The 16,894-nt window shown below is 38.1% G+C and carries 16 protein-coding genes; 14 read left to right on the top strand and 2 right to left on the bottom strand.

The genetic code is table 11. The features are described 5' to 3' along the window. Positions 1–81 precede the first annotated feature (81 nt). Positions 82–633: a ribosome hibernation-promoting factor, HPF/YfiA family gene (hpf, locus tag CEQ83_RS24825; RefSeq protein WP_013059750.1), complete on the top strand. Its 552-nt coding sequence runs from the start codon at positions 82–84 to the stop codon at positions 631–633. A gap of 73 nt (positions 634–706) precedes the next feature. Here hpf and CEQ83_RS24820 read toward each other — a convergent pair whose 3' ends face one another. After that, entirely contained in the window at positions 707–1,111 is a 405-nt protein-coding gene (locus tag CEQ83_RS24820; RefSeq protein WP_028412025.1) for a GNAT family N-acetyltransferase, read from the bottom strand. 226 nt (positions 1,112–1,337) lie between these two features. Here CEQ83_RS24820 and secA point away from each other — a divergent pair, with 226 nt between their 5' ends. From secA to cccB, 6 genes are all read left to right on the top strand, one after another. Next, on the top strand, positions 1,338–3,854 hold the full coding sequence (gene secA, locus CEQ83_RS24815; RefSeq protein ID WP_013059748.1) for a preprotein translocase subunit SecA: 2,517 nt from the start codon (positions 1,338–1,340) through the stop codon (positions 3,852–3,854). A gap of 99 nt (positions 3,855–3,953) precedes the next feature. Then, positions 3,954–5,052, top strand: a protein-coding gene (gene prfB, locus CEQ83_RS24810) for a peptide chain release factor 2 (protein WP_114896991.1) whose coding sequence is annotated in 2 segments (ribosomal slippage) — positions 3,954–4,016 and positions 4,018–5,052 — 1,098 coding nt in all. Because the reading frame shifts where the segments join, the coding sequence is not laid out codon by codon here. A 305-nt stretch (positions 5,053–5,357) separates the two neighbouring features. After that, positions 5,358–7,091 (top strand): alkaline phosphatase D family protein, encoded by a 1,734-nt coding sequence (locus CEQ83_RS24805; protein ID WP_372454542.1) that lies wholly within the window; start codon positions 5,358–5,360, stop codon positions 7,089–7,091. Positions 7,092–7,117: 26 nt separating this feature from the next. Continuing rightward, complete coding sequence (locus CEQ83_RS24800) at positions 7,118–7,336, top strand: twin-arginine translocase TatA/TatE family subunit (RefSeq protein ID WP_028412028.1); 219 nt, start codon at positions 7,118–7,120, stop codon at positions 7,334–7,336. Between the two features lie 59 nt (positions 7,337–7,395). Then, complete coding sequence (gene tatC, locus CEQ83_RS24795) at positions 7,396–8,112, top strand: twin-arginine translocase subunit TatC (protein WP_155017544.1); 717 nt, start codon at positions 7,396–7,398, stop codon at positions 8,110–8,112. 124 nt (positions 8,113–8,236) lie between these two features. Continuing rightward, on the top strand, positions 8,237–8,551 hold the full coding sequence (gene cccB / locus CEQ83_RS24790; protein ID WP_013059743.1) for a cytochrome c551: 315 nt from the start codon (positions 8,237–8,239) through the stop codon (positions 8,549–8,551). A gap of 25 nt (positions 8,552–8,576) precedes the next feature. On the opposite strand, the gene CEQ83_RS24785 is transcribed toward cccB, so the two are convergent. Further along, a complete protein-coding gene (locus CEQ83_RS24785; RefSeq protein ID WP_155017543.1) occupies positions 8,577–9,113 on the bottom strand; it encodes a flavodoxin family protein in 537 nt (178 codons plus the stop codon). 338 nt (positions 9,114–9,451) lie between these two features. On the opposite strand from CEQ83_RS24785, the gene ftsE reads away from it, so the two are divergent. From ftsE to CEQ83_RS24750, 7 genes are all read left to right on the top strand, one after another. Continuing rightward, positions 9,452–10,138, top strand: coding sequence for a cell division ATP-binding protein FtsE (gene ftsE / locus CEQ83_RS24780; protein WP_013085414.1), 687 nt, complete (start codon positions 9,452–9,454; stop codon positions 10,136–10,138). Continuing rightward, positions 10,128–11,018: a permease-like cell division protein FtsX gene (gene ftsX, locus CEQ83_RS24775; RefSeq protein WP_014457813.1), complete on the top strand. Its 891-nt coding sequence runs from the start codon at positions 10,128–10,130 to the stop codon at positions 11,016–11,018. Before ftsE ends, ftsX begins: the two co-directional genes overlap by 11 nt. A gap of 160 nt (positions 11,019–11,178) precedes the next feature. Next, complete coding sequence (locus CEQ83_RS24770; RefSeq protein ID WP_033580413.1) at positions 11,179–12,387, top strand: murein hydrolase activator EnvC family protein; 1,209 nt, start codon at positions 11,179–11,181, stop codon at positions 12,385–12,387. A gap of 173 nt (positions 12,388–12,560) precedes the next feature. Next, positions 12,561–14,000: a S41 family peptidase gene (locus tag CEQ83_RS24765; protein WP_028412032.1), complete on the top strand. Its 1,440-nt coding sequence runs from the start codon at positions 12,561–12,563 to the stop codon at positions 13,998–14,000. Between the two features lie 163 nt (positions 14,001–14,163). Next, the gene (locus CEQ83_RS24760) at positions 14,164–15,354 is read left to right on the top strand and encodes a PDZ domain-containing protein (RefSeq protein WP_028412033.1); all 1,191 of its coding nucleotides are present in this window, start codon (positions 14,164–14,166) and stop codon (positions 15,352–15,354) included. Positions 15,355–15,378: 24 nt separating this feature from the next. After that, positions 15,379–15,609 carry a DUF2198 family protein gene (locus tag CEQ83_RS24755; protein WP_155017542.1) on the top strand — a complete coding sequence of 77 codons (231 nt, stop codon included), beginning with the start codon at positions 15,379–15,381 and terminating at the stop codon, positions 15,607–15,609. 315 nt (positions 15,610–15,924) lie between these two features. Then, the gene (locus CEQ83_RS24750) at positions 15,925–16,839 is read left to right on the top strand and encodes a proline dehydrogenase family protein (protein ID WP_155017541.1); all 915 of its coding nucleotides are present in this window, start codon (positions 15,925–15,927) and stop codon (positions 16,837–16,839) included. The last annotated feature ends 55 nt before the right edge of the window (positions 16,840–16,894 follow it).

Genomic DNA, 16,894 nt, shown 5'->3' with positions numbered 1-16,894 from the left:
TTTTAATAGTTTAGGAAGGGATTGTGTCGGGTATTGTAGAATTGTAGAGGTATAGCAATGGATTAAAGGAGGAGTTCGAACATGATGTATAACATTCGCGGTGAAAACATTGAGGTGACTCCAGCAATTAGGGAATACGTAGAGAAAAAGCTTGGTAAGTTAGAGCGTTATTTCGACGAGACACCAACTGCTGACGTAAATGTAAACTTAAAAGTCTACAATAACGATCAAAAAATAGAAGTCACAATCCCAATGAATGATCTCGTATTGAGAGCTGAAGAGACCCACAGTGATTTATACGCAGCTGTCGATCTTGTCCTAGATAAATTAGAGCGTCAAATTCGTAAACATAAAACAAAAGTGAATCGAAAAATGCGTGAAAAAGGTGCTGAGAAGTATCTATTTGCAGCATTAGAAAGTGAAGCGAACGTAGCTGTTGCAACTGAAGAGGATGAATTAGAGCTAGTTCGTACAAAACGATTTAATTTAAAACCAATGGATAGCGAAGAGGCTATTTTACAAATGAATATGTTAGGACATAGTTTCTTTGTATTTACAAATGCTGAGACAAACATTACAAACGTTGTGTACCGAAGAAAAGATGGCCGATATGGATTGATTGAACCAAACTAAAGGTTACAGTCTTTCTTAAATAAGAGCAGTAAAATAAAAGCAGCGTGCTTCCGCACGCTGCTTTTTTAGCTGTTTAAAAAAATAGTTCCATAACTACATAGCGTGTAGAAGATTTGGTGAATACACGCGTGGTTTCTTTCATTTTGAATGCCTGATAAAAAGATACTTTATTTTCTCGTGCGTTACACCAGACCCTTCGTATCCCAAGATTCTTGAGTTTGAACAAAACCTCTTTTAGCAAATGACTGCCGTACCCTTTTCCTTGTTCTTCTTTGAGCGTAGCAAATTTCCGGAATTGAGCTTCATCACCTGTTATAAATAAGGAAACAACTGATTTTAACTCTCCTTTTTCAAACAGTCCATAGTGCATGCCTGATGGATCCTCTTTCAGCTGAACATAACTGAAATCTTTATGAGGCCACATGACGATATGTCGGACTTCCCAAGCTTGTTCTTTCGTAATCGTTTGAACGTTCATTCTACATTCCCCTTTTTTATTGTAAGAGTGAGGCAGGGAAAATCACAATAGAAAATAACTCCTTAATAGAGTAGTACTAGTAAAGAGACAGACGAAAAAGGGTACAAGTTGCTACTTGTTTAGCTGCAATGTTACAATTTTACTCAGAATGTTTTATAATGAAAGATACAGATATGAATGAAAATAGTATAAAATGTACTGATTATAAATAGAGGAGCGTTTTAATATGCTTGGATTATTTAAAAAAGTGTTTGACGGCAATCAGCGCCAAATCGGCCGTTTAGAAAAAATGGCGGACCAAATTGATGCGTTAGGTCCTGAAATAGCGTCTTTAACGGACGATCAGCTTCGTGAAAAAACAGCTGAATTTCAACAACGCTACCAAAATGGTGAATCGCTCGATAACCTATTAGATGAAGCTTTTGCGGTTGTACGTGAAGCAGCGAAACGTGTGTTAGGCATGTATCCGTACAAAGTTCAGCTAATGGGGGGTATTTCTCTGCATGAAGGGAATATCTCGGAAATGAAAACGGGTGAAGGTAAAACGTTGACAGCTACTATGCCTGTATACTTAAACGCCATTACAGGCAAAGGTGTACATGTAGTAACAGTCAATGAATACTTAGCGAGCCGTGATGCTAGTGAAATGGGTCGTTTATATGAATTCCTAGGCTTGAAAGTAGGGTTAAACTTAAACCATTTAACGCGTGAAGAAAAACAAGAAGCATATGCAGCGGATATTACGTATAGTACAAATAATGAACTAGGATTTGACTATTTACGTGATAACATGGTGCTTTATAAAGAACAAATGGTTCAACGTCCGCTTCATTTTGCTGTAATCGATGAAGTTGACTCTATCTTAATTGATGAAGCACGTACGCCGCTTATTATATCCGGCAGCGCACAGAAATCGACTGCGCTTTATATTCAAGCTAATGCATTCGTTCGCACGCTTGATAAAGAAACCGATTTTACTTTTGATATCAAAACAAAAAGCGTTCAGCTAACCGAAGAAGGTATGTCAAAAGCCGAGCGCGCATTTGGCATTGAAAACTTATTTGATATTTCACACGTAGCGCTAAACCATCACATCAACCAAGCGCTTAAAGCACATGTAACGATGCAAAACGATGTGGATTATGTAATTGATGAAGATCAAGTCGTAATCGTTGACCAATTTACTGGTCGTTTGATGAAAGGAAGACGTTTTAGTGACGGCTTGCATCAAGCTATCGAAGCTAAAGAGAACGTTGAGATTCAAAATGAAAGCATGACGTTAGCTACAATTACATTCCAAAACTACTTCCGTATGTATGAAAAATTATCAGGTATGACGGGTACAGCTAAAACGGAAGAAGAAGAATTCCGTAATATCTACAACATGCACGTTGTCGTTATTCCGACAAACAAGCCAATTTCACGTGATGATAAAGCGGATTTAATTTACAAGTCAATGGAAGGCAAGTTTAATGCGGTAGTGGAAGATATTGCCGAGCGCCACGCAAAAGGACAGCCTGTTCTTGTTGGTACAGTTGCGATTGAAACATCTGAAGTTTTATCAGCATTATTAAAGAAAAAAGGCATTCGCCATCACGTTTTAAATGCAAAACAGCATGAGCGTGAAGCGGATATTATCGAGAATGCGGGTCACAAAGGTGCGGTAACAATCGCAACGAATATGGCCGGTCGTGGTACGGATATTAAACTAGGTGAAGGTGTCGTTGAAGCTGGAGGTCTTGCTGTAATTGGTACAGAGCGTCATGAATCACGCCGTATTGATAATCAGCTCCGCGGACGTGCTGGACGTCAAGGGGACCCAGGGGTGTCTCAATTCTATCTATCCATGGAAGATGAATTAATGCGCCGATTTGGTTCTGATAATATGATGGCGATGATGGATCGTCTTGGTATGGATGATTCACAGCCAATTCAAAGTAAAATTGTAACAAGAGCTGTTGAATCCGCTCAAAAACGCGTTGAAGGTAATAACTTTGATGCGCGTAAACAATTGCTTCAATATGATGATGTTCTTCGTCAGCAGCGTGAAGTTATTTACAAACAGCGCTTTGAAGTGCTTGATTCAGACAACTTACGTGCGATTGTAGAACGTATGATTGAATCAACGCTACAGCGTGTGGTTGAGGTAAATACACCGCGTGAAGAATTAGAAGAAGAATGGAATTTACAAGCGATTATTGATTACGTAAATGCTAATGTTCTTGAGGAAGGTGAAGTCACAGAAGAAGATCTTCGCCGTAAAGAGCCTGAAGAAATGGTAGAACTGCTGGTAGATCATGCAAAAGCTCGTTATAATGAAAAAGAAGAGCAGCTCCCTGAAGAACAAATGCGTGAATTCGAAAAAGTAGTTGTTCTTAGAGCAGTTGATTCTAAATGGATGGATCATATCGATACGATGGATCAGCTTCGCCAAGGTATCCACCTTCGTGCGTACGGCCAAACAGATCCTCTTCGCGAATACCAAATGGAAGGTTTTGCGATGTTTGAAAATATGATTGCAACCATTGAAGAAGAAGTGACGAAGTATATCATGAAAGCAGAAATTAACAACAACCTTGAGCGTCAAGAAGTAGCGCAAGGTCAGGCGGCTGTTCATCCAAAAGAAGGAGACGCGCCGGCTAAGAAGAAGCCAAAAGTAAATGCGATAGAAGTTGGCCGAAATGATCCTTGTATCTGTGGAAGTGGCAAAAAGTATAAAAACTGCTGCGGTAAAGAATCATAAAATAAGAGTCAATTAGTATAGAATGAACTAGTACAGGAAGGAAATGAGTCTTCTCATTTCCTTCCTGTGCGTCAAAAATAAAATAGAGGTGTTTAACTCATGGATTTAGTAGAAATTAAGCAAGAACTTGACAAAACAGCTAAGCGATTAGCGGACTTTAGGGGGTCTCTTTGACCTCGATACAAAACAAGCTCGTATCGATGAATTAGATGAGACTATGGCTGATCCAAATTTTTGGAATGACCAGCAGGCAGCTCAGACTGTTATTAATGAAGCCAATGGTTTAAAAGATGCAGTAAATCAATTTAACCACTTAGATGAAACATACGAAAATTTACAGATATCTCATGAACTTGTAAAAGAAGAATACGATGAAGATTTAGCAGAAGAACTAGTTAGTGAACTAAAAGAGCTTATTTCAGGCATGAACGACTTTGAATTACAGCTGCTTTTAAGCGAGCCGTATGATAAAAATAACGCCATTTTAGAATTGCACCCAGGTGCTGGTGGAACAGAATCACAGGATTGGGGTTCAATGTTACTACGTATGTATACGCGCTGGGCGGAGAAAAAAGGTTTCAAAGTAGAAACACTTGATTACTTACCTGGGGATGAAGCTGGTATTAAAAGTGTAACGCTTTTAATTAAAGGCCATAATGCGTACGGGTATTTAAAAGCTGAAAAAGGCGTTCATCGTCTCGTTCGTATTTCTCCGTTTGATTCATCAGGCCGTCGTCATACGTCATTCGTATCGTGCGACATAATGCCGGAATTTAACGATGAAATTTCAATTGATATTCGTACGGAAGATTTGAAGGTTGATACGTACCGTGCAAGCGGTGCCGGAGGTCAGCATATCAATACAACAGATTCAGCTGTTCGTATTACTCACCTCCCAACTAATGTAGTCGTATCTTGTCAGACGGAACGTTCACAAATTAAAAACCGTGAGCAAGCAATGAAGATGTTAAAATCTAAGTTGTATCAGTTAGAAATTGAGAAGCAGCAAGAACAGCTAGCTGAAATCCGCGGAGAACAAAAAGATATTGGATGGGGAAGTCAAATTCGTTCTTACGTATTCCATCCGTATTCGTTAGTAAAAGATCACCGCACAAATACGGAAGTCGGAAACACGCAAAGTGTAATGGATGGAGATCTAGATCCGTTTATTGATGCGTATTTACGTTCTCATATTTAATCAAAAGGCAGTATACCTCGGTATGCTGCCTTTTTTTAGTTGTTAGGACTTTGTAAAATTTGAATGAAGAAAAACGAGCGTAAAGAACTATTTGTAGATAGAAAATTAAGAAAATGCAGAAATTTAAAGGTTGCTGTCGTCCGTTCGCTTATTTTGTCAATGAAATAAAATGGTTTAAAATACCTATTTTATGGTAAATGCTTCTTTACAATCCTTTATACCTCTTTTACAAACAGCTTTTATAATTTGAGTTAAATCAAGAGGAAGGGGCATGTGCAGTGGCAAATAAATCGTTACACGAATTAATAGAGCAAGTAAAACAGAACAGTTTTTCTTCGAGTAAAGGGTTTGATAGAAGGCGTTTTTTACAAGGAGCTGGAAAAGTAGCAGGAGTATCACTTGGCTTAACAATTGCTCAGTCTATCGGTTTAAATGCAGTAGAAGTTTCAGCGGCAGCGCCTAAATTTTCAAGTTATCCGTTCACTTTAGGCGTCGCATCGGGAGATCCTTTAGCAGATAGTATTGTTCTTTGGACAAGATTAGCACCAGACCCATTGAATGGCGGGGGAATGCCTAATCAACCCGTTCCAGTAAAATGGGAGCTTGCCGAAGATGAAGATTTTCATCGAATTGTCAAACGAGGAACAGAAATAGCTAGACCTGAACTTGCTCACTCTGTTCACGTTGATGTAAAAGGATTAAAGCCAAACCGTATTTATTATTATCGATTTAAAAGCGGTCATGAGTTAAGCCCGGTTGGAAAAACAAAAACACTTCCTTCAGCAAATGCAGAAGTAGCCAGCATGACGTTTGCATTCGCTTCGTGTCAACAGTATGAACATGGTTACTTTACAGCCTATGAACATATGGTTAAAGAACAATTGGATTTTGTGGTTCATTTGGGCGATTACATCTATGAATATGGACCAAACGAGTATGTGGCTGCAAGCGGAAATGTTCGTACTCACAGCAGCGCAGAAATTCAAACGCTTCAAGACTATCGAAACAGGCATGCTCAGTACAGGTCAGATGCCAATTTGAAGTCTGCTCATGCTGCTTTTCCGTGGATTGTGACGTGGGATGATCATGAAGTAGAAAACAATTATGCAAATGTAATTCCTGAAAAAGGACAATCAGTAGAAGCATTTATTCAACGCCGCGCGGCAGCTTATCAAGCTTATTACGAACATATGCCTTTGCGTCAAACATCCTTGCCTCACGGAACGGATATGAGATTGTATCGTGACTTTTCATATGGGAAACTAGCTTCCTTTCAAGTGTTGGATACGCGTCAATACAGAGACGATCAAGCAAACGGAGACGGAACAAAGCCGCAAACGCCAGAATCTCTTGATCCTAAACGTACGCTATTAGGGATTGAACAAGAAAAATGGCTTTTTACTAATCTTGAAAAATCAGCGTGTCATTGGAACGTACTGGCTCAACAAATTTTCTTTGCTCCCAGAAAATTTGGAACGGCGGCTAAGCCTACATACAGCATGGATGCATGGGATGGGTATACGGCGAATCGTCAGCGTGTTATTGATTTTATTGAAAAGAAAAAGTTGGACAACGTCATTGTACTAACTGGAGATGTGCACGCTAACTGGGCTTCTAATTTACACACGGATTTTGCCAATCTTAATTCAAGAATTATTGGTGCAGAGTTCGTCGGCACCTCCATCACTTCCGGAGGGAACGGAGCAGATAAACGAGCTGATACGGATAAAATTTTAAGTCAAAATCCACATCTCACATTCTTTAATGATTACAGAGGATATGTAAGGTGTACGGTCACTCCTGATATATGGCAAGCTGATTATCGCGTTGTGCCTTTTGTAACAGAACCTGGTGCGGAAATTTCAACTCGAGCTTCCTTTCAATATAAAAAAGATGGAAAAGGTATGACAGAAGTTGAAGTAAATAACGTGCCGCGTGGGCTAAAGATTTCTAAGGAAGTAGAGGAAGATCGTATGCGGGCACACGGGAAAGCACATGAAAAACAAGAGTTGAAAAAGAAAGAAAAAGTACAGCAGTAAATTGAGTAAGGGAAAGGAGGTCAAGTATGCTTTCTAATATTGGAATTCCTGGTTTAGTTATTATTTTGGTCATTGCGTTAATTATTTTTGGGCCGTCTAAGCTGCCGGAAGTTGGACGGGCGTTTGGGCGAACATTAACTGAATTTAAAGGAGCAGCAAAAGGGCTCGTATCAGATGATGAAAGTGTTAAAGAAAAGCAGGCAGCAACCGTTTCTGAACAAAAAAGGAATGAATCGACACTGTAAGTAAGGAAATAGACGAGGAAACTCGTCTATTTCTACTTGTCAGAAAGGAGAAATAGACAATGGGAGAAATGAGCTTGATGGAGCACCTTGAAGAATTGCGTGTTCGTATTATTAAAACACTTTGTGCATTTGTAGTTTTACTTATTGTCAGTTTTGTATTTGTACAAGATATTTATCAGTGGCTAGTGAAAGATTTGGACGGCAAGCTTGCTGTACTTGGACCAAGTGAAATTGTATGGATTTATATGGTGCTTGCATTTGTTTTTGCGCTTGCTTTTACACTTCCAGTAGCTGCTTATCAAGTATTTCGGTTTGTTTCACCGGGATTAAAAAAGGAAGAGTATAAGATTATGATTACCTTCATTCCATTCTTTTTTCTCTTATTTGTAAGTGGCTTGGGGTTTGGTTATTTTGTTTTATTTCCAATGGTTTTAGCATTTTTAACAGGTTTGTCGAATGATCAGTTTTCACTCATGTTTACGGCGGAGCATTATTTCCGTTTTATGCTTAATCTGTGTTTACCATTTGGTTTTTTATTTGAAATGCCTTTAGTTGTCTTATTTTTAACGCGTTTAGGGGTTCTAAATCCAGTGAGGTTAGCTAAAGCAAGGAAGTTATCTTATTTTGCTTTAATTGTGATATCTGTGCTTATTACTCCTCCTGATTTTATTTCCGATATTTTAGTCATTGTCCCGCTTCTGCTCTTATATGAGCTCAGTGTGACAATTTCACGCGTAGTATACAAAAAACGTTTAGGAAACGAATCAATTGCTTGACCTCATACATAAATACGATGAGAGAATTCATGAAATTGAAACAAAGTCCTTGTAAACAGAGTGTTTTAAACATTCTTGAGTAGGTTATAATAGAGTGAAAACTCTACAGCAAGGGGGAGAAGGCTTGAAAAAAGTATTATTAACGTTAACAATTGGCCTAGCGCTTGTTTTGTCCGCGTGCGGCGGAGGCAGTTCCAAAAATGAATCTGCCGGTGAATCTTCAGCGAGTGCAGAAGATATTGTGAAGAAAAACTGTACAGGCTGTCACGGTGTAGATTTAGGAGGAGCAAATGGGCCAAGCTTGCAGCATGTAGGCAGCAAGCACTCAGAAGCTGAAATTGAAAACATTATTAACAATGGTCAAGGCGGTATGCCAAAAGGACTGATTAATGAAGAAGATGCCAAAAAAGTTGCGGCTTGGCTGGCAAAGAAAAAATAAGACGGTTATCCGTCTTATTTTTGTGTTAAAGCTGCTTTAATTGTTCATTTAAGACAATAGCTTGCTGTTGAGCTTTGACATCTTTTGTTATGTCTCCAGGTGCATTGGCTTCTCCAATGATGTATCCGCTAAAGGAAGAACCAATAAAATCGACAATGTATTGAAATTGCATAATAAGAGGAAGGGCCTTTACAGATGCTCCTGTGCCCCCGACTACTAATACATAGACGCGCTTACTTTTCATTTGTTCTTTAAAGTTGATTGTCGAATCTCTAAGGCTTTCAGACCAACGATCCACAAAGTTCTTCATCAATCCGCTCATACCGTACCAGTAAAGAGGCGTAACAAATAAAATAGTATCGTGCGCTGCCATCTTTTTCGCTATATCATAATAATCATCTTGTTGATTGGTAAATCCATGTTCATCGTGACGCATATCAGTAATGGGGTTAATGGTATGCCTACGTAAGTAAACTTCTTCAGTATTGATATCTTTTAAGACTGCTTTAGCCAATTCTTCCGTATTTCCGTTTTCCCGTGAACTTCCATAAATAGTGATCATGTTATCTCTCCTCATCGTTTTTCTTATTTATCATACCTCGTTTGTAAAAAAGTAGACATGAATGTGCTTTGTCTAACGATATTCGTAAAAAAATGAACAGCAAAAAACAACAGAATTAAAAATAAGGATAAATTCTCATACCCTGCTAAAAATATCCTACTTATGTCATATTTGAAATAAAAATGTAATATTTTTGGGGCTTATTTTCACGAAGAGTGATGTTATAATGAGAAAGCGCGTGAGAAGAGTCGAATTTTTGGTTTGAATTGTAGAGTTTTGTCGTATTTTGACAAGTTTTACATAGTATTAAAATAACACACTTGATTAGGTGATTACTTATGATTGAAATGCAAAATGTATATAAAACGTATCCGAACGGTGTAAAAGCAATCAATGGCATTAGCATCAAGATTAATCAAGGTGAGTTTGCTTATATCGTAGGACCAAGTGGAGCAGGAAAATCCACTTTTATTAAAATGATGTATCGTGAAGAAAAGCCTTCTTCAGGAAATATCATTGTAAACGGTGCAAATGTAGCAAAAATAAAAGATAGCAGAGTTCCTATCTTTAGACGTCATATTGGTGTAGTCTTTCAAGATTTCAAGCTGCTTCCAAAATTAACGGTCTATGAAAACATTGCTTTTGCACTAGAAGTAATTGAGCAAAGTCCCGAAGAAATTAAAAAGCGAGTGCTAGAGGTGCTAGAGCTTGTTAAGTTAAAGGGTAAAATGGATTCTTTCCCTGATGAATTATCTGGAGGAGAGCAGCAGCGTGTGTCTATTGCGCGTTCAATTGTGAATAGTCCTAAGGTTGTCATCGCCGACGAACCGACAGGGAACCTTGATCCGGAGACTTCATGGGAAATCATGGATATTTTTGAGGAGATTAATAAACGCGGTACGACTATTTTAATGGCAACGCATAACCGTGAAATTGTAAATACAATTCGAAAGCGCGTAATTGCGATTGAAAATGGAAATGTTGTGCGTGATGAAGTAAGAGGTGAATACGGATATGAAGGCTAGGACATTCGGTCGCCACTTACGTGAAGGATCTAAAAGTTTAGGAAGAAACGGCTGGATGACATTCGCATCTGCAAGCGCGGTTACCGTGACGCTCTTGCTTGTAGGCGTATTTTTTATGTTGATGATGAATTTAAACCACATTGCTAAATTGATTGAAAATGATGTGGAAATTCGCGTTCACGTTGATGCTGCAGCGACAGCGGATGATCGAAAAGCAATGAAAGAAAAGCTAGATGCAATTAAGCAAGTTGATACGGTGACGTTTTCTTCTAAAGATAAAGAGTTAAAAGATTTAATTAATAGTATGGGTGATGAAGGACAAGCTTTTGAACCGTTTGAGCAGCAAAACCCATTAAATGATGTGTTTGTTGTTAAAACAAAAGAGCCGACTGATGTCGCAAAAGTAGCTAAACAAATTGAGAAATATCCGTATGCAGCAAAAGTTCAATACGGACAAGATCAAGTTGAAAAGTTATTTAAAGTGCTGAAAGTAGCTCGTAATATCGGAGTAGTACTGATTTTAGGGCTTCTATTTACAGCGATGTTCCTCATTTCAAATACAATTAAAATTACGATTGTAGCTCGCCGTGAAGAGATTGAAATTATGCGCTTAGTTGGAGCCACAAACTCCTTTATTCGCTGGCCGTTCTTTATTGAAGGTCTGTTTTTAGGAGTGCTTGGTTCTATTGTGCCAATTGCTGTTATTATCGGTGTGTACAGCGTTTTATATAATGAAGTTCAGCCTAAGTTCGATGGATTCTTTGAACTTTTACCTGCCTTTCCATTCGTGCTTCAAGTATCGCTATTATTACTAGTAATCGGCGGTCTAATTGGGATGTGGGGAAGTACATTATCCATCCGTAAATTCTTACGAAAATAAAGATAGATTTTTAACATAATAGATTATAACAACCTCACATTTGATGTTTATCAGATGTGAGGTTGTTGTGTAATTACAGATAAAAATAGAAAAAAGTGCTAATGGGGGTCTTGCTAATGCCCGTTTATACGGGGAAATATGTGCAAATGGGGAGAAACAAATGACACGTAAGACATTAGTAATGACAGCAGCAGTCTTAGTTGGACTAGGTACAGCTTGGATAGGTAATGAAAAAGTTGCTTATGCAGAAAGTGCCAGCACTACTAAACTCAGTGATTTAGAGAAAAAAAGTAACGATGTGAACCAAAATATTAATCAAAATAAAGAGAAATTAAAAGAAGTTCAAGAACAGCAAAAAAACGAAGAAGCTGAGATTGCGCGTTTGGATTCAGAAGTCGGACAGACAAATGCAGACATCCGCAGCCGTGAAGCTGAAGTAGAAAAAGCAAAGCAAGACATCGAAAAGCTGAAAAATGAAATTGACGTTGTAAAAAAAAGAATTGAAAAACGAAATGAGCTATTAAAAAAGCGTGCTCGTGCTTTACAAGAAAACGGCGGGTCTGTGGATTACATAGATGTACTGCTAGGCTCTGAAAGCTTCGGAGACTTTATTAGCAGAGTGAGTGCGGTTTCGACAATTGTAGGGGCTGACCGCGATTTGTTAATGCAGCATGAAGCTGATAAAAAGGCAAAAGAAGAGAAAGAAACAAAAGTTCAAAACAAGCTAACGGAAGTAAATCAAGCGCTTGAAGAACTTAAAAATCTTCGTGCGCAGCTGCAAAAACAAGTGGATGAAAAGAATCACCTCATGCAAACGCTCAAAGATCAGGAAAAAGAATTTAATGAAGAAGCGGTTGGATTAGAAGAGCAAGCTTCTATTTTAGCCGATCAAAAAAATGCAGCACAAGCTCAACAGCAAGAAATTGAAAAAGCCGGGGCAACAGAGGAGGCACCACCTGTTACAAGCGGGTCGTTTATGAGGCCGGCAAAGGGCCCGGTAACATCTCATTTTGGATATCGAGAAACGTTTGGAAGAGGACATTACGGTATTGATATTGGAAAGCGAGGAGAAAGTGTGCCAGTTGTAGCCGCAGCAAGCGGAAAAGTAATTAGAGCATATCATTCTTCTTCTTTTGGTAATGCCGTATTTATTCGTCACAATGTCGAAGGTCAGACGTGGGTTACAGTTTATGCTCACTTAGAGAGCTACAGCGTCTCAAGTGGTCAATCTATCAATAAAGGTCAACAATTAGGTTATATAGGGAACACAGGACGTTCGTTTGGTGCTCACCTGCATTTTGAATTGCATAAGGGCGATTGGAAAGGCAAAAGCTCTGCTGTAAACCCTGAACGTTATATTAAATTTTAAGTTCCTAGCATACGTGGTACAAGCTCAACATATAGTTTAACAAAAAGGCATCGCACTTGATTTGTGTGGTGCCTTTTGCTACAAATAACACATGCATCCTTTTTATTACATAGTTTTGGTTGTATCTATTATAATAAGAAGAGATGGCTTAAGGTTGAGGAGGATGAAAGAACTTGAATCGGAAAATCGTTGCACTATTAATGGCACTCTCCTTAGTTGTTGGAGCAGCAGGTACATATTTTGGCATTCAGTATGCAAATGCTGGAACGGTCAGTACCCCCCTTACAACTTCTTCAAATGATAGTAAAGTGGAAAAGGAAGAGCTAGACAAAATCAAGCAGGCTTACGAACTGATATCTTCAAAATATTACAAAGATGTAGATGACAAAAAATTATTAGATGGCGCAATCCAAGGAATGGTACAAACCTTAGGAGACCCTCACTCATCTTACATGGATAAGAAAACGGCACAGCAATTCACGCAGTCTCTTGATTCATCGTTTGAGGGGATTGGTGCTGAAGTAAGCATGGTAGATGGAAAAGTAACAATCGTAGCTCCGTTTAAACAATCTCCTGCGGAAAAAGCAGGATTAAAACCAAATGATCAGATTTTAAAGATCGATGGTAAAAGTATCGCGGGTCTTGAATTGAATGAAGCGGTATTAAAAATTCGAGGTAAAAAAGGCTCTACCGTGACATTAGATGTTCAAAGACCAGGCGTGAAAGAAACGATGAAAGTAAAAGTTGTAAGAGATGAGATTCCAATTGAAACCGTCTATTCTTCTGTTAAAAATGTAAACAATAAAAAAATTGGTTACATGGAAATTACGTCATTCTCTGAATCAACGGGAGACGAATTTACGAAACAGTTGAAAAAACTTGAAAATAAACATATTGATGGTTTAGTTCTAGATGTTCGTGGAAATCCTGGTGGCTATTTAACGAGTGTTGAAAAAATGCTCGATAAATTAGTAACGAATAAAAAGCCATACATTCAAATTGAAGATCGTAACGGTGAACGTCAAAAAGTGGTTTCTTCAATGAAAAAGCAAAAGGATTATCCAATTGTGGCCTTGATTGATGGAGGAAGTGCATCTGCTTCTGAAATTCTTGCCGGGGCATTAAAAGAAGCAGGCGGATACAAGCTAGTCGGTGAAAAATCCTATGGAAAAGGAACGGTTCAACAAGCTGTTCCAATGGAAGACGGCAGTAATTTAAAATTAACGTTCTATAAATGGCTAACGCCTGATGGAAACTGGATTAACGAAAAAGGTATAAAACCAACGGTAGAAGTCAAGCAGCCGGATTACTATTATGCAAATCCAATTCAAGTTGATAAAAAGCCATTAACACGTGATATGACAGGTGACCAAGTGAAGAATGCTCAAGTGATGCTAAAAGGCCTTGGCTTTGAACCTGGACGTACAGACGGATATTTTAGTAAAGAGACAGAAACAGCTGTAACTGCATTCCAAAAAGCCAATAAGCAAAAAGCTACAGGTGAAATTGATGAAGATACAGCAGCGCTTTTACAAACAAAACTATTAGAAAAAATTAAATCCAAAGATGAAGATCGTCAGCTTCAAACGGCTTTAAAGCTAGCTAGTCAATAAGAAGCAGAAAAAGTTCCGTGCTTTTCCAAAGCACGGAACTTTTTTTAGTAAAAACAACATTGTCGGTTAGTGATGCATTTTGATAAAATAAAGAAGCCTATGATACATAACAATCAATCGTAAATGTTGTAATAAAAATGTGAAAAATACAGGTGGTGAAAAAATGGATTTTGCATTAGAGCTTTTAAAAGGTATCGGGCGTTTATTTTTGCACCCGTTAACTTATTTATTTCTGCTCGTCTCGTTTTTTGTAGGTCTTTCTCGCGTCAAGAGAGAGCGTCAGAATTTTCATGTTCGCGTGTTTGATTTTATTTTAGAAGCAAAATATTTATTTTTTCCAGGTATCATTATTGGTTTGATTTTATCCGTTGTTACCGTGTTGCTAGGTGTCTATGTATCTATAGGAACGATTGTACTTGTAGCTGTTTTAACTTTTATCATAAGCGGCCCGTGGACGTTTAAATGGCTTTCTCCTTCTTATACGGTAGGACTGGCTGTGCTTGCGACCTTGCTTATTCCTGCAGCTGGTTTCGGTGAAGGATTTATTCAAACGTGGTCTGTGCAAGCTCATAACGCAGATTTACCTTCTCTTACTATTTTAATGTCGCTGCTTGTATTAGCAGAAGGATATTTAATTTGGAAGTTTGGAGCAAAAGGTACGTCTCCAGCCATTGTGAAAAGTAAAAGAGGGCAGGAAATTGGGGCTCATTATTCTCAAAAATTATGGGTTGTTCCGCTTTTTGTCTTAATTCCAGGCAGCGCCATTACGTCTGTGTTTCCATGGTGGCCTGTGTTATCTATTGACGGAACATCATTTAGCCTGTTTTTTGTTCCTTTTGCTATCGGTTTTTATCAGCGAATTCAAAGTATGGTTCCGTTTAAATCTATTGAATTTACCGGTAAGCGTGTATTAGCATTAGGCGTGGGATTAACGATTATTACAATTGCTGCTATTTTTTATCCTCCTGCCGCTGTCGCTGTTGTTATTCTAGCGATCATAGGAAGAGAGTGGATTCGTTTGCAGCAGCGTCGAAGCGATGAAAAAGCGCCCGCACTATTTACTAAGCGTACACAAGGTTTGGTTGTGTTAGGAATCATCCCTCATTCTCCGGCAGAGAAAATGGGTTTGAAAGTAGGAGAAGTGATTATTAAAGTAAATGGAATCGCTATATCTGAAGTCCATAAATTTTATGAAGCATTACAAGTGAATAACCGTGCTTTTTGTAAGCTAGAAGTTATTGACGAAAATGGAGAAGTTCGCTTTACTCAGCGAGCATTGTATGACAACGAACATCATGAACTAGGTATTTTGTTTGTACACAATTATACAAAACGTAATTCACAAGCTGGTTAAAAGACGGATAAAAAGGAGAAATGTTTGTGGAAGTCAAAACAAACGATTGCCGCAGTTTTTCTACCCGCCATATTGCTTGTTCTGTTTGCTAGAGTAACATATAACCTATATGTTGCCACAGCGCTGACGCTTTTGTTGATAGCTGTTTCTGTATATAAAGGGTACGCAGATTATCCGCTTATTATTTTAATAGATTTACTTTCAGCAGCCATTGGTTTTATATATGCAAAAGGCATGCTAGCAGCTGGAAAATAAAGATTGTTGCTTTGATGATAAGTGAATCGTCCTATTATCAAAACGTACGCAAAAGCTCTCTACGAAATGTGGAGAGCTTTTTTATGTCGAAAAACGAGTTAGAACTCATAACACTGTTGTTACGGTTCCATCGATAAATGAGTATAATTAAATTAATTATACAAATATGTTTGTAAATAAAATAACTTAAACAATTTTGTGTAAATTATTTTAAATGTGTGTACAAATATGTAGTTGGGGTATAGAAAAACAAAGAAATTAATCTGAAAATTATATTTATTTTGATTTTTAAAAATAGAAGGAGGTTTAGTATCGATGGAAGTGTTAATGAGAACGATGTTTCAGTCGCTTGGCAAAAATCATTCAATGAATAAATTAGCTAAAAAGTATGGATTGCGGATGGGGGCAGCTCGTTTTGTTGCTGGAGACTCAATTGAATCAGCAATTCAAACATCCAAGGAGCTTAACAATGGTGGGAAAGTTGTGACACTCGATCATTTAGGCGAATTTGTTTTTACAGAAGAGGAAGCTAGGTTATCTACGGCCATGTGCATTCAGACACTAGAAGCCATTGCAGCATCGGGCGTTCAATCAAATTTATCATTAAAGATGACTTCTTTAGGATTGGATATTAGCAAAGAGCTTTGTATGGAAAATATGCGCAGAATTCTACACACAGCCAGAGTGAATGATATTTTTGTTCGAATTGATATGGAAGACTACTTGCACTGCCAAATCTCCCTTGATATGTATAAAGAATTACGCAAAGAATTTGATAATATTGGAATTGTGATTCAAGCGTATCTTTATCGTACAGAACAAGATATGAATGACTTACATCAATATCAAGCCAATTTACGTCTGGTAAAAGGAGCTTACAAAGAATCGCCAGAAGTATCGTTTCCGGAAAAGAAAGACGTAGATGAAAACTATAAAAAAATCATTAAAATGCATTTATTAAATGAACACTATACAGCTGTAGCAAGTCATGATGAGGAAATGATTCAGTATACAAAACGATTAGTAAGGGAAAACGGCATTTCAAATGATCAGTTTGAGTTCCAAATGCTTTATGGAATTTGCGTAGAGCTACAGGATCGTCTGGTCAAAGAAGGATATAAAGTCAGGGTTTATGTTCCTTACGGAATTGATTGGTTTGGGTATTTCATGAGACGCCTAGCCGAACGCCCCGCCAACGTATGGTTCGTATTAAAAAATTTCTCCAAATAAGTTCAGTCCAAGAAACATAAAAAATTCGACACAAGTATCCTGAGCTTCGTGTCGA

Origin of the sequence: Priestia megaterium (assembly GCF_009497655.1) — a bacterium.
Lineage (GTDB): Bacteria > Bacillota > Bacilli > Bacillales > Bacillaceae_H > Priestia > Priestia zanthoxyli.
The sequence above is the reverse complement of the archived record's forward strand: the minus strand, read 5'-3'. Positions and strand labels throughout refer to the sequence as shown.